The 16194-nt window shown below is 67.2% G+C and carries 21 protein-coding genes; 9 read left to right on the top strand and 12 right to left on the bottom strand.

From position 1 onward, the window contains the following. Positions 1 to 16 precede the first annotated feature (16 nt). Together ACGWYJ_RS30420 and ACGWYJ_RS30415 are read right to left on the bottom strand one after the other, a co-directional pair. The gene (locus ACGWYJ_RS30420) at positions 17 to 1018 is read right to left on the bottom strand and encodes a LacI family DNA-binding transcriptional regulator (RefSeq protein ID WP_395109879.1); all 1002 of its coding nucleotides are present in this window, start codon (positions 1016 to 1018) and stop codon (positions 17 to 19) included. Positions 1019 to 1100: 82 nt separating this feature from the next. Next, a complete protein-coding gene (locus ACGWYJ_RS30415; RefSeq protein ID WP_395109878.1) occupies positions 1101 to 1946 on the bottom strand; it encodes an NAD(P)H-binding protein in 846 nt (281 codons plus the stop codon). Between the two features lie 95 nt (positions 1947 to 2041). On the opposite strand from ACGWYJ_RS30415, the gene ACGWYJ_RS30410 reads away from it, so the two are divergent. The 4 genes from ACGWYJ_RS30410 (at position 2042) to ACGWYJ_RS30395 (ending at position 5009) form a co-directional block, all read left to right on the top strand. Further along, a complete protein-coding gene (locus ACGWYJ_RS30410; RefSeq protein ID WP_395109877.1) occupies positions 2042 to 2428 on the top strand; it encodes a winged helix-turn-helix transcriptional regulator in 387 nt (128 codons plus the stop codon). Positions 2429 to 2609: 181 nt separating this feature from the next. After that, positions 2610 to 4049, top strand: a complete 1440-nt coding sequence (locus ACGWYJ_RS30405; protein WP_395109876.1) for a hypothetical protein — start codon at positions 2610 to 2612, stop codon at positions 4047 to 4049. Between the two features lies 1 nt (position 4050). After that, on the top strand, positions 4051 to 4503 hold the full coding sequence (locus ACGWYJ_RS30400; protein ID WP_395109875.1) for a hypothetical protein: 453 nt from the start codon (positions 4051 to 4053) through the stop codon (positions 4501 to 4503). Further along, complete coding sequence (locus tag ACGWYJ_RS30395; protein ID WP_395109874.1) at positions 4503 to 5009, top strand: hypothetical protein; 507 nt, start codon at positions 4503 to 4505, stop codon at positions 5007 to 5009. The genes ACGWYJ_RS30400 and ACGWYJ_RS30395 overlap by 1 nt, the downstream gene beginning before the upstream one ends. Here ACGWYJ_RS30395 and ACGWYJ_RS30390 read toward each other — a convergent pair. From ACGWYJ_RS30390 to ACGWYJ_RS30355, 8 genes are all read right to left on the bottom strand, one after another. Further along, on the bottom strand, positions 4999 to 5199 hold the full coding sequence (locus ACGWYJ_RS30390) for a DUF397 domain-containing protein (RefSeq protein WP_395109873.1): 201 nt from the start codon (positions 5197 to 5199) through the stop codon (positions 4999 to 5001). The two genes, ACGWYJ_RS30395 and ACGWYJ_RS30390, sit on opposite strands and share 11 nt — an antisense overlap. 29 nt (positions 5200 to 5228) lie before the next feature. Next, positions 5229 to 5414 carry a DUF397 domain-containing protein gene (locus ACGWYJ_RS30385; RefSeq protein WP_395109872.1) on the bottom strand — a complete coding sequence of 62 codons (186 nt, stop codon included), beginning with the start codon at positions 5412 to 5414 and terminating at the stop codon, positions 5229 to 5231. Positions 5415 to 5447: 33 nt separating this feature from the next. Continuing rightward, positions 5448 to 5633 carry a DUF397 domain-containing protein gene (locus ACGWYJ_RS30380; protein ID WP_395109871.1) on the bottom strand — a complete coding sequence of 62 codons (186 nt, stop codon included), beginning with the start codon at positions 5631 to 5633 and terminating at the stop codon, positions 5448 to 5450. 249 nt (positions 5634 to 5882) lie between these two features. Beyond that, entirely contained in the window at positions 5883 to 6068 is a 186-nt protein-coding gene (locus tag ACGWYJ_RS30375) for a DUF397 domain-containing protein (RefSeq protein ID WP_395109870.1), read from the bottom strand. Then, positions 6068 to 6277 carry a DUF397 domain-containing protein gene (locus ACGWYJ_RS30370; protein WP_395109869.1) on the bottom strand — a complete coding sequence of 70 codons (210 nt, stop codon included), beginning with the start codon at positions 6275 to 6277 and terminating at the stop codon, positions 6068 to 6070. Before ACGWYJ_RS30370 ends, ACGWYJ_RS30375 begins: the two co-directional genes overlap by 1 nt. Positions 6278 to 6305: 28 nt before the next feature. Continuing rightward, complete coding sequence (locus tag ACGWYJ_RS30365) at positions 6306 to 6500, bottom strand: DUF397 domain-containing protein (protein ID WP_395109868.1); 195 nt, start codon at positions 6498 to 6500, stop codon at positions 6306 to 6308. 250 nt (positions 6501 to 6750) lie between these two features. Further along, on the bottom strand, positions 6751 to 6936 hold the full coding sequence (locus ACGWYJ_RS30360; protein ID WP_395109867.1) for a DUF397 domain-containing protein: 186 nt from the start codon (positions 6934 to 6936) through the stop codon (positions 6751 to 6753). Beyond that, on the bottom strand, positions 6924 to 7721 hold the full coding sequence (locus ACGWYJ_RS30355; protein ID WP_395109866.1) for a helix-turn-helix domain-containing protein: 798 nt from the start codon (positions 7719 to 7721) through the stop codon (positions 6924 to 6926). Before ACGWYJ_RS30355 ends, ACGWYJ_RS30360 begins: the two co-directional genes overlap by 13 nt. 195 nt (positions 7722 to 7916) lie before the next feature. Here ACGWYJ_RS30355 and ACGWYJ_RS30350 point away from each other — a divergent pair, with 195 nt between their 5' ends. Next, on the top strand, positions 7917 to 8324 hold the full coding sequence (locus tag ACGWYJ_RS30350; RefSeq protein WP_395109865.1) for an ATP-binding protein: 408 nt from the start codon (positions 7917 to 7919) through the stop codon (positions 8322 to 8324). Then, a complete protein-coding gene (locus tag ACGWYJ_RS30345) occupies positions 8321 to 9121 on the top strand; it encodes a protein-L-isoaspartate O-methyltransferase (RefSeq protein WP_395109864.1) in 801 nt (266 codons plus the stop codon). Before ACGWYJ_RS30350 ends, ACGWYJ_RS30345 begins: the two co-directional genes overlap by 4 nt. Before the next feature lie 104 nt (positions 9122 to 9225). Here ACGWYJ_RS30345 and ACGWYJ_RS30340 read toward each other — a convergent pair whose 3' ends face one another. After that, the gene (locus ACGWYJ_RS30340) at positions 9226 to 9831 is read right to left on the bottom strand and encodes a dihydrofolate reductase family protein (RefSeq protein WP_395109863.1); all 606 of its coding nucleotides are present in this window, start codon (positions 9829 to 9831) and stop codon (positions 9226 to 9228) included. Positions 9832 to 9976: 145 nt separating this feature from the next. Here ACGWYJ_RS30340 and ACGWYJ_RS30335 point away from each other — a divergent pair, with 145 nt between their 5' ends. Beyond that, a complete protein-coding gene (locus ACGWYJ_RS30335; RefSeq protein ID WP_395109862.1) occupies positions 9977 to 11572 on the top strand; it encodes a benzoate-CoA ligase family protein in 1596 nt (531 codons plus the stop codon). Then, on the top strand, positions 11569 to 12426 hold the full coding sequence (locus tag ACGWYJ_RS30330) for an amidohydrolase family protein (RefSeq protein ID WP_395109861.1): 858 nt from the start codon (positions 11569 to 11571) through the stop codon (positions 12424 to 12426). Before ACGWYJ_RS30335 ends, ACGWYJ_RS30330 begins: the two co-directional genes overlap by 4 nt. 38 nt (positions 12427 to 12464) lie before the next feature. Here the strand turns inward: ACGWYJ_RS30330 and ACGWYJ_RS30325 are convergent, their stop codons facing one another. Continuing rightward, positions 12465 to 12602, bottom strand: coding sequence for a hypothetical protein (locus ACGWYJ_RS30325; protein WP_395109860.1), 138 nt, complete (start codon positions 12600 to 12602; stop codon positions 12465 to 12467). Between ACGWYJ_RS30325 and ACGWYJ_RS30320 the strand changes: the two genes are divergently transcribed. Further along, entirely contained in the window at positions 12591 to 15761 is a 3171-nt protein-coding gene (locus ACGWYJ_RS30320; RefSeq protein ID WP_395109859.1) for a DUF4132 domain-containing protein, read from the top strand. The two genes, ACGWYJ_RS30325 and ACGWYJ_RS30320, sit on opposite strands and share 12 nt — an antisense overlap. The last annotated feature ends 433 nt before the right edge of the window (positions 15762 to 16194 follow it).

Raw genomic sequence — 16194 nt, 5'->3', positions numbered from 1 at the left:
CCTGGAAGGGTCCGGGCTAGGTCGGCCCGGTGGTGCTCCGGATGAGCAGTCGGGTCTCCAGCTCCGGCGCCGGCGGGCGTGGCGGCGGCGCGACCCTCCCCGCGTCGGGGTCGGCCGCCCTGAGTTCGGCGAGGAGCATGGCGGACGCGGCGCGCGCCAGCGCCGGGATCGGCACGGCCACGGTGGTCAAAGGCGGTGACACCATCGAGGCGGTGGGCACGTCGTCGAAGCCGACGATGCTCAGGTCGTCCGGCACCCGCACGCCACGGGCGTGCAGCCGGGACAGCACGCCCAGCGCCACCAGGTCGTTGTAGGCGAGAACGGCGCTGACCCCCGTGGCCAGCGCCTCGTCGGCGGCCCGGTACCCACCGGTGAACTTCGGCTCGTACGGGCCCAGCTCGATCAGCTCGATGCCCCGTTCGGCGCACCCGGCCGTCAGGAACTTGCGCCGCTGCCTGTTGGACCAGGAGTCGCGAGGCCCTGCCAAGAAGGCGATCCGCCGGTGCCCGAGCGCGTTCAGGTGCGACAGCGCCTGCGCGATGCCCGGCCCGAAGTCCAGCGCGATGGACGGGACGGTGCGGCTGAGCCGATTGGCCAGCACGACCGTGGTCTTGGCGGCGATGGCCCGCACCCGCATCCCCGACATACGCGGCGCGCAGAGGATCAGGCCGTCGGCGCGCTCGACCATGGCCTCGGCCAGCCGCACCTCGGTCGCGGCGTCCTCGTCGGTGTCGGCGAGGAACACCGCGTAGTCGGTGTCACGGAAGTACGCCTCGACACCCTTGATGAACGGGGCGAACACCGGGTTGGCGATATCGGGCACGATCAGCCCGACATTGGACGTCCGTCCCAGGACCAGCGACCGGGCGGCCCGGTTGGGCCGGTAACCCAACCGGTCCGCGCACTCCAGCACCCGCTGCCGGGTCTCGGCGTTGACCAGCTCGGGATTGTTGATCGCCCGTGACACGGTCGACACCGACACACCCGCGGCCAGAGCGACCGCCCGGATCGAGGTCATGCCCGCGAGTATGAAAACGTTTGTGGAACACGTCAAGAAGCGAACTCAGGGACCGGGCGGCCGGCGGCGGACGCGTCACCTCTTACCGGAAGGCTGCGGCATTGCGCCGAGCCCACTCGGCGAAGGGGCGGGGCGGGCGGCCGAGCACCCGCTCGGCGTCCGGGCTGAGCCGCAGCTCGGCGGCGTTGGGCTCGCCCAGGACGGCCAGTGTGGTCTCCACGACCGGCTCCGGCATGAACGCGGCCATCCGCGCGTGCGCCTCGGCCCGGGTGAGCTCCACGAACCGCACCGCCTCACCGAGGGCCGCGCCGATCGCCTCGGCCTGCTGCCGGGGCGTGACGGCCGCCGGTCCGGTCAGCTCGTAGACGTGGCCCGAGTGCTCGTCCTTGCGCAGGGCCACGGCCGCGACCTCCGCGATGTCCGCCGGATCGACCAGCGGGATCCCCACATCACCGAACGGCGCCGCGACGGTCCGCTTCGCACGTACCGACTCCGCCCAGGCGAGGGCGTTGGACGCGAAGCCGCCGGGCCGCAGGATCGTCCAGGCCAGACCGGACTCGCGCACCGCCTCCTCGATCGCCCGCATGACACCCCCGTGCGAGGGCGACTCCGGCCTGGTCACCACGCCCTGCGACGACAGCATCACCACCCGCTGGACATCGGCGCCTTTGGCCACGTCCAGGACGGCTCGCGCGTCGAGTCCCTGGCCGCCCTTTCCACCATCGTGCAGGAACAGCGCTTCGGCACCGTCGAAGGCAGTCCGCAGCGTCCGCGGCGCGGACAGGTCGGCCCGCGCATGCCGAACCCCGCTCGGCAGGTCCACCGGAGCCAGGCCCCGCGACACCGCCGTCACCCGCTCCCCGGCCTCCGTCAAGGCCCGCACCAGCGACCGTCCGACGTTCCCGGTCGCACCCGTCACCGTAATCATGATCACTCCCGTCTTGTCGCGATGACAGGCGACGCTAACAGCCTCGGTATAGTAGGTACCTAGAGGAAAGTAACTACCTCAGAGGGGTGGAACCCATGGCGACCGAGACGAACTGGCCCGCGGCCGGCGCCATGACCGACCCCGAGCAGGCATGCCCGATCTCTCCGGTCGTGGACATCGTGTTCAGCCGGTGGACCACGCCGATCCTCTGGTCGCTCCACACCTTCGGCCGCCAGCGGTTCGTCGAGCTGGAACGGCGCGTCACGAACATCACTCCCAAGGTGCTCACCCAGCGCCTCCGCCAACTGGAGCGCGACGGCCTGGTCATCCGCACCTACCACCCCGAGGTCCCGCCCCGCGTCGAATACGAGATCAGCGACCTCGGCCGCAGCCTCGCCCCTCTCTTCGCCCACCTCGCCGAATGGGCCGCCACCAACCTCGATCGCGTCGAACAGGCCCGGCGACACTACGACGAGCGCTAGTCCGTGAACCGCACCGCACCGGGCTCTCGTACCAGAAATGACAGAAACCCCTATCTCCGAAGACCCCGTGCCCTAGGGTTCTCAAAGGGGTTCTGACTCATTAGCCTGACCCCCGTGCCACCTGAGGCGGCCACAACCCCGCCGTGATCGAGCCGGCCTCACCCCGACAGCGGAGGACCCGATGTCGCTCGAGCGCACCGATCGCGGCACCACCCTGGAAACCAACGGCGACCAGCCCAAGGACCAGGCCCCCACTGCGGACACTCCTGGCGCCCCGGGCTACCCGTCCCGCCTGGAAAGCCGAGCCGTAGCCCGAGGCGAAGCCCCCCAAGCGACCACGGAGCAGAAGCCCTCCACCGACAAGAAGCCCGGAGAGCAGGACAGCCGGTCGAGCCGAGCGGAACAAGACAAGACCAACTCGCCCGAAACCGCCGAGACGGACCGCAGTCGCCGCCCAGAACCGTCCACACCAGGGTCAAGCGAATCGTTGACCCCCCGGCTGGACTCGCGCCGCGCCTACACCGAGTCGTTCCAACAACCCGCCACCCGGGAAGCCAGGGACGACACTGACCGCGCCCAGGAGAACTCACCGCAAGCGGACCAGGACCGCTTCCCCGACCGCGACACCAAGAACGAACGAGACCAGCGTCCCGGCGAAGACAAAAATTCTCGCGAGCCGGGCGCCCGCGAGGACAAGCCCGAAACCACCGAACCACAGGGTGAACTCACCAGACTCCCCGAGACCAGCGACGGCGCACCCTGGCTAGGCCGAGAGCATCCCGCACCGGAACAGGACGCAAGCGAACTCCCCGCCTCGCCCACCGAACCCGAGCCGACGCCAGAAGGAAGACGCGGAACCGACGGAAGCTGGAACACCCCACAAGAACCAGCAGAAGTCGCCGACGAACGCGAACCCCGCATCCCAGAGCAGCGGCCGGACAGCGAAACCGCACCACCAGTTGAACCCGCCATCGAGCGGTCGTCAGCCCCACAACAGGCCGAGACCACCGATCGGCCTCAACAACCCGACGCCGCTCCAGACGAGCCACCGCAGGACCACACCGGCCAGTCCGACCAGCCCGAACCCGCCAATGACGGCACGCAACCCGACCGCGAACACAGGGAACCGTCCACCGAGGTCGCCGAACCCGCCGAACCCCAAGACCCTGCCACCCGCGACGACTCCCCCTTCCGCGCCCAGGCGTACGTGGGAGAGGACGGCGAGGTCAAATGGGTCCTCATGCCCGACCTCGAACTCGAAGGCCCAGGCTACGAAGGCCCCCGCTCCGCCGACCGCGGCGACCCCCTGAAGCCTGTGGACGAGGAAACGGACCTTGGGAGAGATCCAGAGAGGCCGAGGCGGCTGGGTGACGCGTTGAGAGCGCTGAACAAGAATCCTGACGATGCACAGAAGAATCTTGATTCGACGATGCCGAAGATCGACCGCACCATTCCCGACAAACCACCCATCGGTCACCCAAGCGTTGTAAAAGACTCTCGTTTCGAGATGGAGGCCCCCATCCAGGCGAAGGTGGGCGGTACCCTGATTGCAGGAGCGGCAGCAGTCGTCGTCGGCATCAAGGCCGGACAACTGATGAAGGCACTACTCAGCAGGAGCTAAAATGCAAATCAGGGATCAGATCACTCGCACCTTGTATGCCCAGCTAGCTCGCCAGTGGGATGACCACAAGCAACTGATGAGCCAACTGACCAAAGAAGAGATCAACGGCCCGTACGTACAATTGATCACCGCGGCTTTTTTGGAGGCCGTTCAGCGACGTTTCCTCAAGGCAGGTCAGCCTGCGAGCGAAGAAGAGGTGATCGATTACGTCGCGTCCTCACGGGCTCGCTCGGACGATGCCGCTGAAACCATAGACCCCGTCATTGCTGAGAAGCAGATCAACGTTGCACTTGAAAGACTTCCACCTGAAGCAATGGACGATGTGGACAACAACGTGGCGTTCGATACTCAAGTTTTTCTTTTGAGTTTGCTGGTAGCCGACGCCGATTACACTCCGGATCAGCTCAGTGAGTTTGTGGAACGCTCACGAGATCTGGCGGAGGAGTTCTTCTGATGGGCCCAGAGCCGATCGAAGTCGAGTTTCGGGATGAGCACCTGGAGCCACTGCGCCGATTCCTTGGGGGCGATATTGGGGGCCTAGAGCCGTTCGATGCGAATCCAGACAATCCTGATGTCGAAGCAGCGCGGCTCCTGATGCTCACGGCCGCCATGATTGGGATACAAAAAAGATTCGGGAACCCCTTTTACCGCAGGGAGATCATCCGGTTCGTGGCCGACCTGCGAATCTCGCACGGCAAGAATGCGGAAATCCTTGATCCTCGTGTTCTTGAGGAGCTGATCCTAGTAGCGCTCGGCACGGTGCATCCGAACGACATCCATCACTCGACCAATGACCCAGACGTCGCTGTAACTGCCCAAATGCTAATTCTGGGAAAGCTACGGGACGAGAATGTGATCCCTCCCGAAGAAGTCGATGAGTTCACGCAGGAGGTCATGGCATTCGCTCGTCAAATGCTGGAGGTCCAGCGCGCCTTGGTCGCTGGAACGTTCAGCCTTTAAGCTTTGAAGGGCGTTTCAGGGCGGCGGCCAAGTGGCCGAAGCTCCGCCGGCTCATCATGAGCTTGGAACCGTCTGGGTCCCTACTGTCACGGATGGCTACAGCTCCGCGGACGAGCGCCAGCTCGACACACATGTCGCCTTGCTCGCTACTGCGGGAAGACTTGCGCCAGAGCACTCCTGTCAGGTCCATCACTCACTCACTTCGACACTCGCTATTACCTAGACGTTTTTCAAGGCGCTGGCCAGGCGAGCGAAATCCCGTCGACTCAAAATCAGTATTGAACCGTTGGGATCCTTGCTGTCACGGACGGCTACCACGTTGGCAAGCGAGGCCACTTCCACACACTGGTCACCATCCTCATGGCTGCGAGATGCCTTACGCCATAGGATCGTGTCTGACCTCATTGTCCCCATTAGCACAGCCTGACGTCGATGACCTCAAGTGTTCTTCAGGGCCTCAGTTAAACGTCGAAACCCTTGACGGCTCAGGATGATCTTAGGCCCGGTTGGATTCTTGCTGTCGCGTACCGCGATGAAGTTCCTGGCGCTGGCCACCTCGATGCAGTTGTCATTTTGAACCGTGCTGCGGGTGGCTCTGCGCCACTCCACATTGCTCAGGGTCATCTCTCATCCAGCTCTTCTCTGCTCAGCGCTCTGGCATCTCCTACGTTGATCCCTTCTGCCTTCAGACTAGGAACGTTTGGTTCAGGTTGACAAGGTCTTCTAGCCGACGCTGGTGGTTCGTCTGCCGCGTTCAGGGCGCAGGCTGCTTCCGTTCGGACGCAACACATCACGGGATGACCGTCACCTCGGCGGAAGTTGTCGGCCGGGGGCGGCCATGGGCGGCACTACCTGGCCTTGCCCTTTGTGGATCTAGGCGTTCTTCAAGGCGGCAGCCATCTGACGGAAGTGTCGCCGGCTCATTATGAGCTTGGGGCCATTAGGGTTCTTGCTGTCACGGATGACAACCGTGGCGGCAACGATGGCTAGCTCGACACACATGTCACCTTGCTCACTGCTGCGAGAAGACTTGCGCCAGAGCGCTCCTGTCAGGTCCATCACTCTCTCACCTCGGCGTCACTATCGCCCTGGGCGTTCTTCAGATCACAAGCAAAGCGCTGAAAGCTTTGGCGGCTCAGCATGAGTTTGGGACCATTTGGGTCCTTGCTGTCGCGGATCGCTACTACCTTGGCGAACGAGGCGACTTCAACACATTGATCGCCATCGTCGTGGCTGCGTGATACTTTACGCCATACCGCTTTATCCATTCCTGTCGCTCCCTGACGCACTGCCTGGCTAGGCGCTCATGTGTTCTTCAGAGCACGGACGAAACGTCGGAAAACCCTGGCGCCTTAGGATTACTACAGGGCCATCCGGATCCTTGCTGTCTCGGACAGCTACCGCGCTCGGGATGGCGGCCACCTCAACACAGCTATCGGCCTGAGCAGGACTACGGTACGCTTTGCGCCACGCCACCTGGGCCAAGTCCATCTCTCGTCTCTCACCCTTCCAACCAGTGCTCGCGTTTCTCTGACGTTGAGGGCATCTGCCCGCAGACTGGCGCACGGTTGGTTCAGGATGGCAATATCCCTCGTTGAGCGCTGATGGTTTCGTCTCTCGCATTGGCGAAGTAGGCGACCTTCCCTCGGAACGCTACACAACGCGGGACGGCCAACAACTCGGCGGAGTTGTCGGCCGGATCGGCCTGCGCTGCGCCACCTGGGCCTTGCTGTTTGCGAATTTAGACGTTCTTCAAGGCGGCGGCCAGGCGGCCGAAGCTCCGTCGGCTCATCATGAGCGCAGGGCCATCCGGGTCCTTGCTGTCGCGGACGGCGACAGAGCCGGCGACAAGCGCCAACTCGACACACATGTCACCCTGCTCGCTGCTGCGGGAAGACTTGCGCCAGTGCACCTTCATCGTGTCCATTTTTCCTCTATCACCTTTCTGATGAGAGATCGCGTATCCCTTACGTTGAGCGCTTCCGATTGAAGCACGAGAAAAGTTCCATTGACCGCGGCTATGTCGTCCTCGTTTGTTGTTGTCTCACCTCCCCAGGCCATGACGGCATAGGCAACTTGCCTGTGATCTGAACGCGTGGCGATCGCAAATGACCCATGCACATTCCGTACATATTGAATAGGAGCGATCTGGAGTTGAACCTTCTCGGTGCGAGAAAGTTCGATCAGGTGTTCCAGTTGCTCCCGCATCACCTGCGGTCCACCCACCTCGCGATATAGCACTGTCTCATCGAGGATGATGGAGACGAGAGGGCCAGGGTCCCTGTCCAGGATCTCCTGTCGCCGCATTCTCGACTTGACCTTATCCTCGTTCTTGAGAAGTACGCGTGCATAGGCTTCTGTTTGAAGCAGTCCATGCACCAAGCGCTCATCATAGGCGCGGAAGACGATCGCCGATTGCTCTACCTTCGTGAAGTTAACAAAGAATGTCGGATATCTCTCGGTCTTGATTGATTCTAGTAGATCGTCCCAGGCTTCGGCTATAGCCGTCCCCGACTTGAGTGCCCGGTCGAGCCGGAGGGCGAAGTCGCGGCGGCAGCGCGTACGGCCAGACTCCACCTGTGTGATGTAACTGCGGGTCACGTTGACCAGGGAGGCCAGATCCTGTTGCCGCAGGCCAGCGGCAGCTCGGAGTCGCTTGACCTCAGCGCCGAAGCTCAGGAACTCGGGTTTGATCTTGTTCTGCGGCGACATGACGACTCCGAGAGTTAGCAACTTGGGTAGTGATTGTTGCTGCCGTGACACTCCTTGACCGTTGCCCCACTAGCGTACGCCTTCGCATGACTGAATCGTGACCGTTCGACGACACAGGGTGATCCGATAGGTCTTCATAAGCCGATATGCGGCTCATGTCTGGATCTCCCGCCGATCATGTTCAGAGGTTCAGCCATGTCAGCAGTGGGTCTTGCGCCTGAGGTGCCGGTTCTGGTTCTGGCGCCTTCCGATCGGGCGCCGGCGCAGGCGCGACGGTTCCTTGCCGAGCGGTTTCGTCAATTGAAGATCGCCGACGACTATGTCGGGCGACTCGTCGTTACAGAACTGGTCACCAACGCCTACAAGCACGTTGGTGCCGGTTGCATCGTCGTCCGGATCGTGCCGGACGGGCGAGGCGTTCTGGTCGAGGTCTGGGACGAAGGGCCTCAGTTGCCCGTTCTCAAGCAACTGGACGTCGAGGAGACCTCCGGCCGTGGCCTGATGATGATGGCCGCGCTCGTCGAGGACTGGGGTGTTCGGCTGCTCGACGAGCCGGGGAAGATCGTCTGGGCTTCCTGGGCGTGCGGGAAGGCCGGTTCGTGAGCGAGTACGAGGGGCTGCCGCCCGTCGATCGGCGGTTCTTCATGCCCGGGACGGTGTGGGCCTATCGGGGTGGCGAGTCGGTGCCGATCTCGCGGGACGCGGAACCCGAAGCGTGGGAGGAGGCGGTCGGGGCAGACGACTTCGTCGTGTCGCGGGTCGCGGCAGACGGGAAGCCGATCGCGTCCTCGACGGCGCGTCCGATGATGGCGCAGATGCTCGCGGCGCTGCGGCTTGAGGCTGGGATGCGGGTCCTGGAGGTCGGTACGGGGATCGGCTACAACGCGGCCTGTCTCGCGGCGCTCGGCGCCGAGGTGGTCACGGTCGAGATCGACCGTGCCGCGGCCGACTACGCTCGGGGTGCTCTGCGGGCGGCGGGTTACCCCGAAGTGGTCCTGATCATTGGGGACGGGGTGGAGGGTGCGCCCTCGTATGCCCCCTTCGATCGCGTGATCGTCACGGCGGCCGTACACACCGTCCCCTACGCGTGGGTTGAACAGACTCGGCCGGGTGGGCTCATCGTCGTTCCGTGGGCTCCCACCATCCACCCGGACGGGGCGCTGGCCACTCTCACCGTGCGGGACGACGGCACCGCCGTGGGACGCTTCGCCGCCCCGCGACGCGCCACACAGCCTCTCCACGGCCAGCAACTGTCGTGGGACGCCATTTACAGCGCCTACTCACTGTGGATGCATTGGGGCGAGCCTGACCGCAGCCGGTACGGAGTCACGGTCACCCCCGATGGGCAGGACGTCTGGCTCGACTCCCCCTCGCACCCGATCGCCTTCGACCTGGACTGAGCACCCTCCGCTTGCTGCTCATCTCGTCGACGGGGTTTTCGAGGGGGCTCGGGGCGTGCGCCAGCTCTCTCGCCGGGGCCCATGGGATACGCCGTGTGGCGGCGTTACGGAGAGTGGATGACGCGGTAGCGGAGGTGGGTTACGCCGTTGCCCTGGATGACGGTGATGGGGCCTTCGAGGGTTACCGGGGTGTTCTCCAGGTTGTCCAGTAGGCGGACGCCGTCGCCCAGTACGACTGGGACAAGGTCGAACCACACCTCGTCGAGCAGCCCTTCGTTGAGGGCCTGGCCGGCCAGGTTGCCGCCGGTGACGCTCACGTTCTTGCCGTCGGCGGCGGCCTTGGCGAGTTCGATGGCTCGGGCGACGCCGCCTTCGGTGACGAAGGTGAACGGCACCTCGGTTTCGCGGTCCTTCCAGCTTTCGGGGGCGCTGTGGGTGACGACGAAGCAGGGGTGCCCGCCTGGGGTCCGGCCGCCCCAGCCGTCGGTGAGGTCGAAGAGCCTGCGGCCGATCACGCCCGCGCCGGTGGTGGCCATCATGTCGCGCCAGTGCAGCGCGCTGGGCTCGGACAGGTGCATCGTCCAGTCGAAGAGGGGGACGGGGACGTCCCCGGATTCGTGCCAGCGGAACAGCCGGTCGAAGCCGCTTTCCCCGGGGCCGGAGATGTATCCGTCCAGGGACATGGTCGCTGAGGTGTAGACCTTGGCCATCGTGCTCCCTTCGTCGGTCGGTTCGGACCGCGCCCGTCCCCGGACATCATCGCCCCCATGCCCTTGTTCTACAGAACCTTGACGAGGTTGTGTGCAGATGTAGAGGATTGGGCCGAGCAGAAGCTTCCGGAGAGAGGCGGCCGCTGTGACAGAGCTGTTCAACGCCGCGGACTACCTGGTCGACCGGCATGTGCGCGCGGGGGACGGCGATCGCGCGGCCGTCCTGTCCCCGGGCCGGGCGCTCACCTACGAGCAGTTGTCGGTGGAGGTGCGGCGCGTTGCGGCGGGCCTGCGCGCGCTGGACGTCCGGCCCGAGGAGCGGGTGCTGCTGTGCATGGTGGACGACGTCGAGATGTTCTCCGCCCTGCTCGCCATCATGCATCTGGGCGCCGTGGCCGTTCCCTGCTCCACCATGCTGACCGGACCTGAGCTGGGGACGCTTGTGGCCGACTCCCGTGCGCGGGTGGTCCTGGGGTCCAGTACGTTCGGCCAAGCGGTACGGGGCGCGCTCCAGCACGCGCCCGAGGTGCGGCACGTCGTTCTCACCGGGGACGACATCTCCGGCCTGCCGTCCCATGTCGAGGGCCGTACGTGGCAGCGGTTCCTGGAGGCGGGCGAAGGGATGGACGTCGCCCACGCCTATGCGTCCTGGCCCGAATCTCCCGCCCTCTGGCTCTACACGTCCGGTACGACGGGCAAGCCCAAGGCCGCGATGCACCGGCATATCGATATCAAGATGGTGGCGGAGCTATACGGGCAGCAGGTGCTCGGGGTCCGCCCAGGCGACCGCTGCCTTTCCGTGGCGAAGCTGTTCTTCGCATACGGAATCGGCAATTCGATGTTCTTCCCCTTGTCGGTGGGGGCCACGGCGTTGCTGGAGCCGTCCCGTCCGTCGCCCGACCTGTTCGCGCGGCGCGCCACGGCCGACCAGGCGACGCTACTGTTCGGCACGCCCAGCTTCTGGGGCCCGCTGCTCGCCTCGGACGTCCCGGACGACGCGTTCGCCACGGTACGGCAGGGCGTGTCGGCGGGTGAGGCGCTGCCACCCAGGATGTACCACGGCATGCTCGACCGGTTCGGCGTGGAGGTGCTGGACGGGATCGGTTCTACGGAGATGCTGCACATCTTCATCTCCAACCGGCCCGGCAAGGTGCATCCTGGCTCGTCCGGGACGCCCGTGCCCGGGTACGACATCGAGTTGCGCGACCCCGACAGCGGCGGCCTCATCGAGGGCGTCGGCGAGCCCGGCGAGCTGTACGTGCGGGGCGAGTCGGCCGCCGTGGGCTACTGGTGCCGCGCCGAGACCTCGCGCAGGGTCTTCCTGGGCGACTGGTGCCGTACGGGTGACACCTACGTCCGCAACGACGACGGCACCTATACCTGCATGGGCCGCACCAACGACCTGCTCAAGGCGGGCGGCATCTGGGTGTCCCCCACCGAGGTGGAGGAACGGCTGCTCGCCCATCCCGACGTCGCCGAGGTGGCGGTCGTGGGGGTCCCGGACGCCGACGACCTGGACAAGCCGGTGGCGTGCGTGGTGCCCAAGCCGGGTGGCAAGGTGGAGCCGGACGAGCTCATCGCGTGGTGCAGGGAAGAACTGGCCTCGTTCAAGCGACCCAGGGCCGTGGTGGCGCTGGAGGAACTACCCAAGACGGCGACCGGCAAGATCCGGCGCAACGTGCTGCGCGACCTGGCCCGTTCCGAGGTTCGGCCGGACTCCTCCGATATGGAGATCAAGTGATCGACGACCTGGTGGTCGTGGACGCGCACATGCACGTTCCGCGGCTGTCGACGCTCAGGCCGGCGTGGCTTGAGTGGGCGGACCGGTACTCCGGCCCGCATCCCTGGCGGGACGCCTACGACGAGCAGGGCGTTCCGGTGCCCGAGCGGCTGGACGCCCTGCTGGAGGCCGAGGGGGTCGACCGGGCGCTGTTGTTCTGCGAGTACAGCCCGCGGGCCACCGGCATCCAGCCCATCGAGGACGTGCTGCCGATCGTCGAGTTCAACCCGGTGCGGTTCCGGCTCGTGGCCAACGTCAACCCGCACCTGCACCACCCCGTCGCGTCCGAGGCCGAACGGCAGCTCGACCTGGGCGCGGTCGCGGTCAAGCTGCACCCCGTGCACGGCGGCTTCTCCCCCGCCGAGCCCGAGCTGTACCGGGTGTACGCGTTGTGCGCCGAACGCGGCGTCCCCGTGATCCTGCATTCGGGAACGTCCACCTTTCCGGGGGCGCGCACCCGGTTCGGCGACCCGCAGCTGATGCTGGACGTGATCGAGGACTTCCCCGACGTGCACTTCGTGTTCGCGCACGGCGGCCGGGGGTGGTGGTACGACACCGCCGCCTTCCTGGCGCTGTCCAAGCCGAACGTGTGGCTCGACCTGGCCGGGCTGCCGCCCAAGCGGCTGCCGGAGTACTACGCCCGCTTCGGCCTGTCCCGGCTCGCCGAACGGTGGATCTTCGGGACGGACTGGCCGGGCGTGCCCGGGGCGTCCCGCAACGTGGCGGCGCTCGGCGATCTCGGCCTGCCCGAGGCGACGCTGCGCGCGGTCCTGTCCGGCAACGCCGCCCGGATCTTCCCCGGCCTCGGTCTCTGAACCGGATCCCGGCGCTCTGTCGTACCGGCCCGCTACGTTCAGTCCTCGTGGAAGAACAGCTCGCACACCTGCCGGACGCGTGGCGGTCGCGGGTCCACCCGCGCCGTGGCGGCCGCCATCTGCCCCCAGCCGAGGTCGCGTCCGGCATGGAGCGACCGCCCGACTTGACCGCGCACGACTCGCACCACCTGGAGCGGTCGCTGGCCAAGCACGGCGACTCCGCCCTCGTCAAGAGCGCCCGCCGCTTCCTGCGGGACGAGCCCGACCCGTTGGGCGCCGCGATGGTCTCCCGTGTCGTGTCCACGGGCCCCACGTCCCGGGACTGGGCGATGCCGGAAGGGCAGGCGGTGGCGTGGGCCGCCCAGCACGGCCTCGCGTTCGCCGTGTGCGCCACCGTCGAAGCGGACGCGCTCGTCGTCAACCCGCGTACCGGGCTCCCCGAGCACCCGGCCGTGTACCCCGACTTCGTGCCCTCGCATGGCAACGCCTGTTTGCGCAGCGCACGCACCCTCCTGGCGGTCGCGGCCGACGACGAGTACCGCGCGGCCGTCGAAAGGCTGGAAGAGCACCGCACGACGTACGCGCACCGGCTCGCGACGGCCTATCTGGTGCCTGAGAGGCACGACTGGGTGGAGGACTGCTGCACCGATCCGCAGTACGCCAACCGGCAGTGGCACAGGCACCTCTGGAGGCTGCGCTGCGCGCTGGACACCCCCGACCACGCCGACCTTTTCTTAACCCACATCCAGGAGCCTTGGCGTCATTACGAAGGCGACGACGTCATCGCCACCCTGGTGGACGGGCTCGGCTCCGCCGCCCTCCCTCTGCTGACGGCGTGGCTGCGCTACAGCGACGTCGAATCAGGCAGGACCCTCTACAAGGCCCTTGCCCTCCTGCCTGAGGACGCGGCGTTCGACATCCTGGCCGAGCGGGCGGGCGACAAGCACGTCCAGCCCATCCTGGTCGGCGCCATGGAACGCTTTCCCGTCCGCGCCCTGCGGCTCCTCGGTCCCCGCGCCTCCGGGACGTCCCGTACCGCCCAGACCGTCACCGACCTGCTGCGCGGCCACGTGCGCGCCCACCCGGACCTCGCCGCCTCCGCGCTGCCCGGCCTGCCGGAGCAGGCGCGCAAGGTCGTCGGGACGCTACTGGACGCGGTCACCGCCCAGGTCCCCGACGCGCCCGCCGACGCCCTCCCACGCCTGCTGGTCGAGCCCCCGTGGAAGACCCGGCGGAAGAAGGCCAAGCCGGTCGTCATCCCGGACCTGACCGTCCCGGACCGCCGGTCGATCACGTGGGCGCCCGGTGAACGGGAGCGGTGGCTGAACCAGCGGACGGGCCTGTACCGGGCTGCCGAGCCGGACGACTGGACCGAGGCGGTCGAGGACTTCCGCCGCCTGGCGCAGGTGCGGCAGGTGAACATGCTCGCGTTCGGGCCCGAGGAGATGGTGCGTCCGCTGCTGACCGGTTGGACGCCCGACTATGAGCATCCGTCCCTCTACCCCTCCTGGGCCGCGCCGCAGCGCATCCTGGCGAGGTTCCAACTGGATGCGTTCGAGCTGTTCCTTGGCATCCACCGGGTGAACACGTACCTCTGCGATCAGCTGATCCAGCCGTTCCTGTGCGCGGAGGCGGCCGGCACGGTGGCGTACTGGCTGGCCCGCGTGCCGCGGCGGCGCGCGGCGGCGACGGCCTGGCTGGAACGGCACGGGCTGAACGCCGTCCCGTTCCTGGTCCCTCCGGCCCTGGGCAAGCAGGGCGCGCGGCGCAGGGAGGCCGAGGCGGCGCTGCGCCTCCTGGCGACCACGCACGGCGAGGAAGCGACCGCCGAGGCGGCGGCGGAGCACGGGCAGCGCGCGGCCGACGCCATCGCGAGCCTGCTGGCCACCGATCCGCTGGAGACCTTCCCCGCCCGGCTGCCGAAGCTCGGAGCGTGGGCCGATCCGCGGCTCCTCCCTCAGGTGCTGTTGCGCGAACGCGGCCTCGCCCTGCCCGCGGACGCCGTCGGGCATGTGCTCACCATGCTGTCGATCTCGACGCCCGACCAGGTGTACCCGGGCGTGGAGATCGTCCGCGAGGCGTGCGACCCGGAATCGCTGGCCCGGTTCTCCTGGGAGGTGTTCCGCCGCTGGGACACCCACGGCGTGCAGCCCGGCGACAACTGGGCGCTCCACCAGCTCGGCCGGCTCGGCGACGACGAGGCGGCACGCCGCCTCGCCCCGTTGCTGCGGTCCTGGGCGGCCGAGAGGCGCAACGCGCGCGTGGCCGCGGGACTGGACGTCCTGGCGACGATCGGCTCCGACGTGGCCATGGCGCATCTGAACGGCATCGCGCTGTCGGCCCGGTCGGCACCGCTGCGGAAGAAGGCGCGGGAGAGGCTGGAGCAGGTGGCCGCCGACAGAGGGCTGAGCCCCGAGCAGCTCGCCGACCGGCTGGCGCCGACCTTCGGCCTGGAGGCGGACGGCGGCATGACGCTCGACTACGGCCCCCGGCGGTTCCGGGTCGGCTTCGACGAGCGGCTCAATCCCTCTGTGCTCGACGAGGACGGCAAGGCGCGCACCACCCTGCCCCGCCCGTCGGCCGCCGACGACTCCGACCTGGCTCCCGCCGCCTACCAGCGGTTCGCCGCGTTGAAGAAGGACGTGGCGAAGGTCGCCGCCGACCATCTGCGCCGCCTGGAGCGGGCGATGGCCGACCGGCGCCGCTGGCCGGTGCCCGAGTTCCGCGCCTTCCTGGTGGACCACCCGCTGGTCTGGCACATCGCGCGCCGCCTGATCTGGACGGCCGAGACCGGCGGGGAGCTCACCCACTTCCGCATCGCCGAAGACCGCACCTTCGCCGACGTCCGCGACGACGCGCTGGACCTGCCCGACTCGGCCCAGGTCGCGGTCGGGCACCCGGTACGCCTGGGTGACCAGTTGGGCGCGTGGGCGGAGCTGTTCGCCGACTACGAGATCCTCCAACCCTTCCCGCAACTGGCTCGTCCCGTCCACACCTTGACGAAGGAGGAGGCGGCCGGCGACCGCCTCGCCCAGTTCGAGGGCCTGCACGCACCGGCCAAGAGGCTGCTGGCGCTACGTAGCGGCGCCTGGGACGCGGCCGAGCTGGCATATGAGGGCATCACGGAAATAGCACGAAACGTGGGCGGCGACCGCCAGGTGGTCATCACCCTCAACCATGGGCTTCGCCCGGACCTCGTCGGCCAGGAAGACGACCGCGAGATCACCCGCGTCTCGCTCATCGACCGCACGGACGACACACCCGTGTTCGCCGACCTGCCCCCGGAAACGATCTCCGAAATCCTCCTCGACCTGAACAACCTCACCACCCCATGACCATCACCGCGCCCACCGATCAACCCGCCCCCGAACGGACGACCTCTGTCAGGTCCTCGGCGATATCGACCCGAACGGCCCCACCGCCTCATGACGTCGCACCACTCACGGATCAACTCGTTGCGGCGCGGACGGCATCGGGCAGATCGTCGGCGACACGACCTGAACCGCCTCACGACCACCACTCCACCCGCCGGTCAACCCGCCCCGGAACGGACGAAACCAGCCAGACCGTCGGCGATCTCGACCCGAACGGGCCTCACACCCCACGACCACCGCACCACCCGCCCGTCAACCCGTCCCGGCGCCAGCCGCGCCGGTCAAGCCATCGACACCGACCTGGACAGCCCCACCATCGCCTTCCGACCACCGCGCCGCCGGCGGATCGGCCCGTCCCGGCGCGGGCGGCGTCGGTCAGGTCGCCGGCGACATC

The organism is Actinomadura sp. SCN-SB (genome assembly GCF_043906805.1).
In the GTDB taxonomy this organism is placed as follows: Bacteria; Actinomycetota; Actinomycetes; order Streptosporangiales; family Streptosporangiaceae; genus Spirillospora.
Note: the sequence above shows the minus strand (reverse complement) of the source record. Positions and strands in the feature narration are given on the sequence as shown.

Excerpts from the sequence above, each read along its gene's own strand:
- ACGWYJ_RS30420 (WP_395109879.1), bottom strand. The coding sequence starts at position 1,018 with ATGACCTCGATCCGGGCGGTCGCTCTGGCCGCGGGTGTGTCGGTGTCG.
- ACGWYJ_RS30415 (WP_395109878.1), bottom strand. The coding sequence starts at position 1,946 with ATGATTACGGTGACGGGTGCGACCGGGAACGTCGGACGGTCGCTGGTG.
- ACGWYJ_RS30410 (WP_395109877.1), top strand. The coding sequence starts at position 2,042 with ATGGCGACCGAGACGAACTGGCCCGCGGCCGGCGCCATGACCGACCCC.
- ACGWYJ_RS30405 (WP_395109876.1), top strand. The coding sequence starts at position 2,610 with ATGTCGCTCGAGCGCACCGATCGCGGCACCACCCTGGAAACCAACGGC.
- ACGWYJ_RS30400 (WP_395109875.1), top strand. The coding sequence starts at position 4,051 with ATGCAAATCAGGGATCAGATCACTCGCACCTTGTATGCCCAGCTAGCT.
- ACGWYJ_RS30395 (WP_395109874.1), top strand. The coding sequence starts at position 4,503 with ATGGGCCCAGAGCCGATCGAAGTCGAGTTTCGGGATGAGCACCTGGAG.
- ACGWYJ_RS30390 (WP_395109873.1), bottom strand. The coding sequence starts at position 5,199 with ATGGACCTGACAGGAGTGCTCTGGCGCAAGTCTTCCCGCAGTAGCGAG.
- ACGWYJ_RS30385 (WP_395109872.1), bottom strand. The coding sequence starts at position 5,414 with ATGAGGTCAGACACGATCCTATGGCGTAAGGCATCTCGCAGCCATGAG.
- ACGWYJ_RS30380 (WP_395109871.1), bottom strand. The coding sequence starts at position 5,633 with ATGACCCTGAGCAATGTGGAGTGGCGCAGAGCCACCCGCAGCACGGTT.
- ACGWYJ_RS30375 (WP_395109870.1), bottom strand. The coding sequence starts at position 6,068 with ATGGACCTGACAGGAGCGCTCTGGCGCAAGTCTTCTCGCAGCAGTGAG.
- ACGWYJ_RS30370 (WP_395109869.1), bottom strand. The coding sequence starts at position 6,277 with ATGGATAAAGCGGTATGGCGTAAAGTATCACGCAGCCACGACGATGGC.
- ACGWYJ_RS30365 (WP_395109868.1), bottom strand. The coding sequence starts at position 6,500 with ATGGACTTGGCCCAGGTGGCGTGGCGCAAAGCGTACCGTAGTCCTGCT.
- ACGWYJ_RS30360 (WP_395109867.1), bottom strand. The coding sequence starts at position 6,936 with ATGGACACGATGAAGGTGCACTGGCGCAAGTCTTCCCGCAGCAGCGAG.
- ACGWYJ_RS30355 (WP_395109866.1), bottom strand. The coding sequence starts at position 7,721 with ATGTCGCCGCAGAACAAGATCAAACCCGAGTTCCTGAGCTTCGGCGCT.
- ACGWYJ_RS30350 (WP_395109865.1), top strand. The coding sequence starts at position 7,917 with ATGTCAGCAGTGGGTCTTGCGCCTGAGGTGCCGGTTCTGGTTCTGGCG.
- ACGWYJ_RS30340 (WP_395109863.1), bottom strand. The coding sequence starts at position 9,831 with ATGGCCAAGGTCTACACCTCAGCGACCATGTCCCTGGACGGATACATC.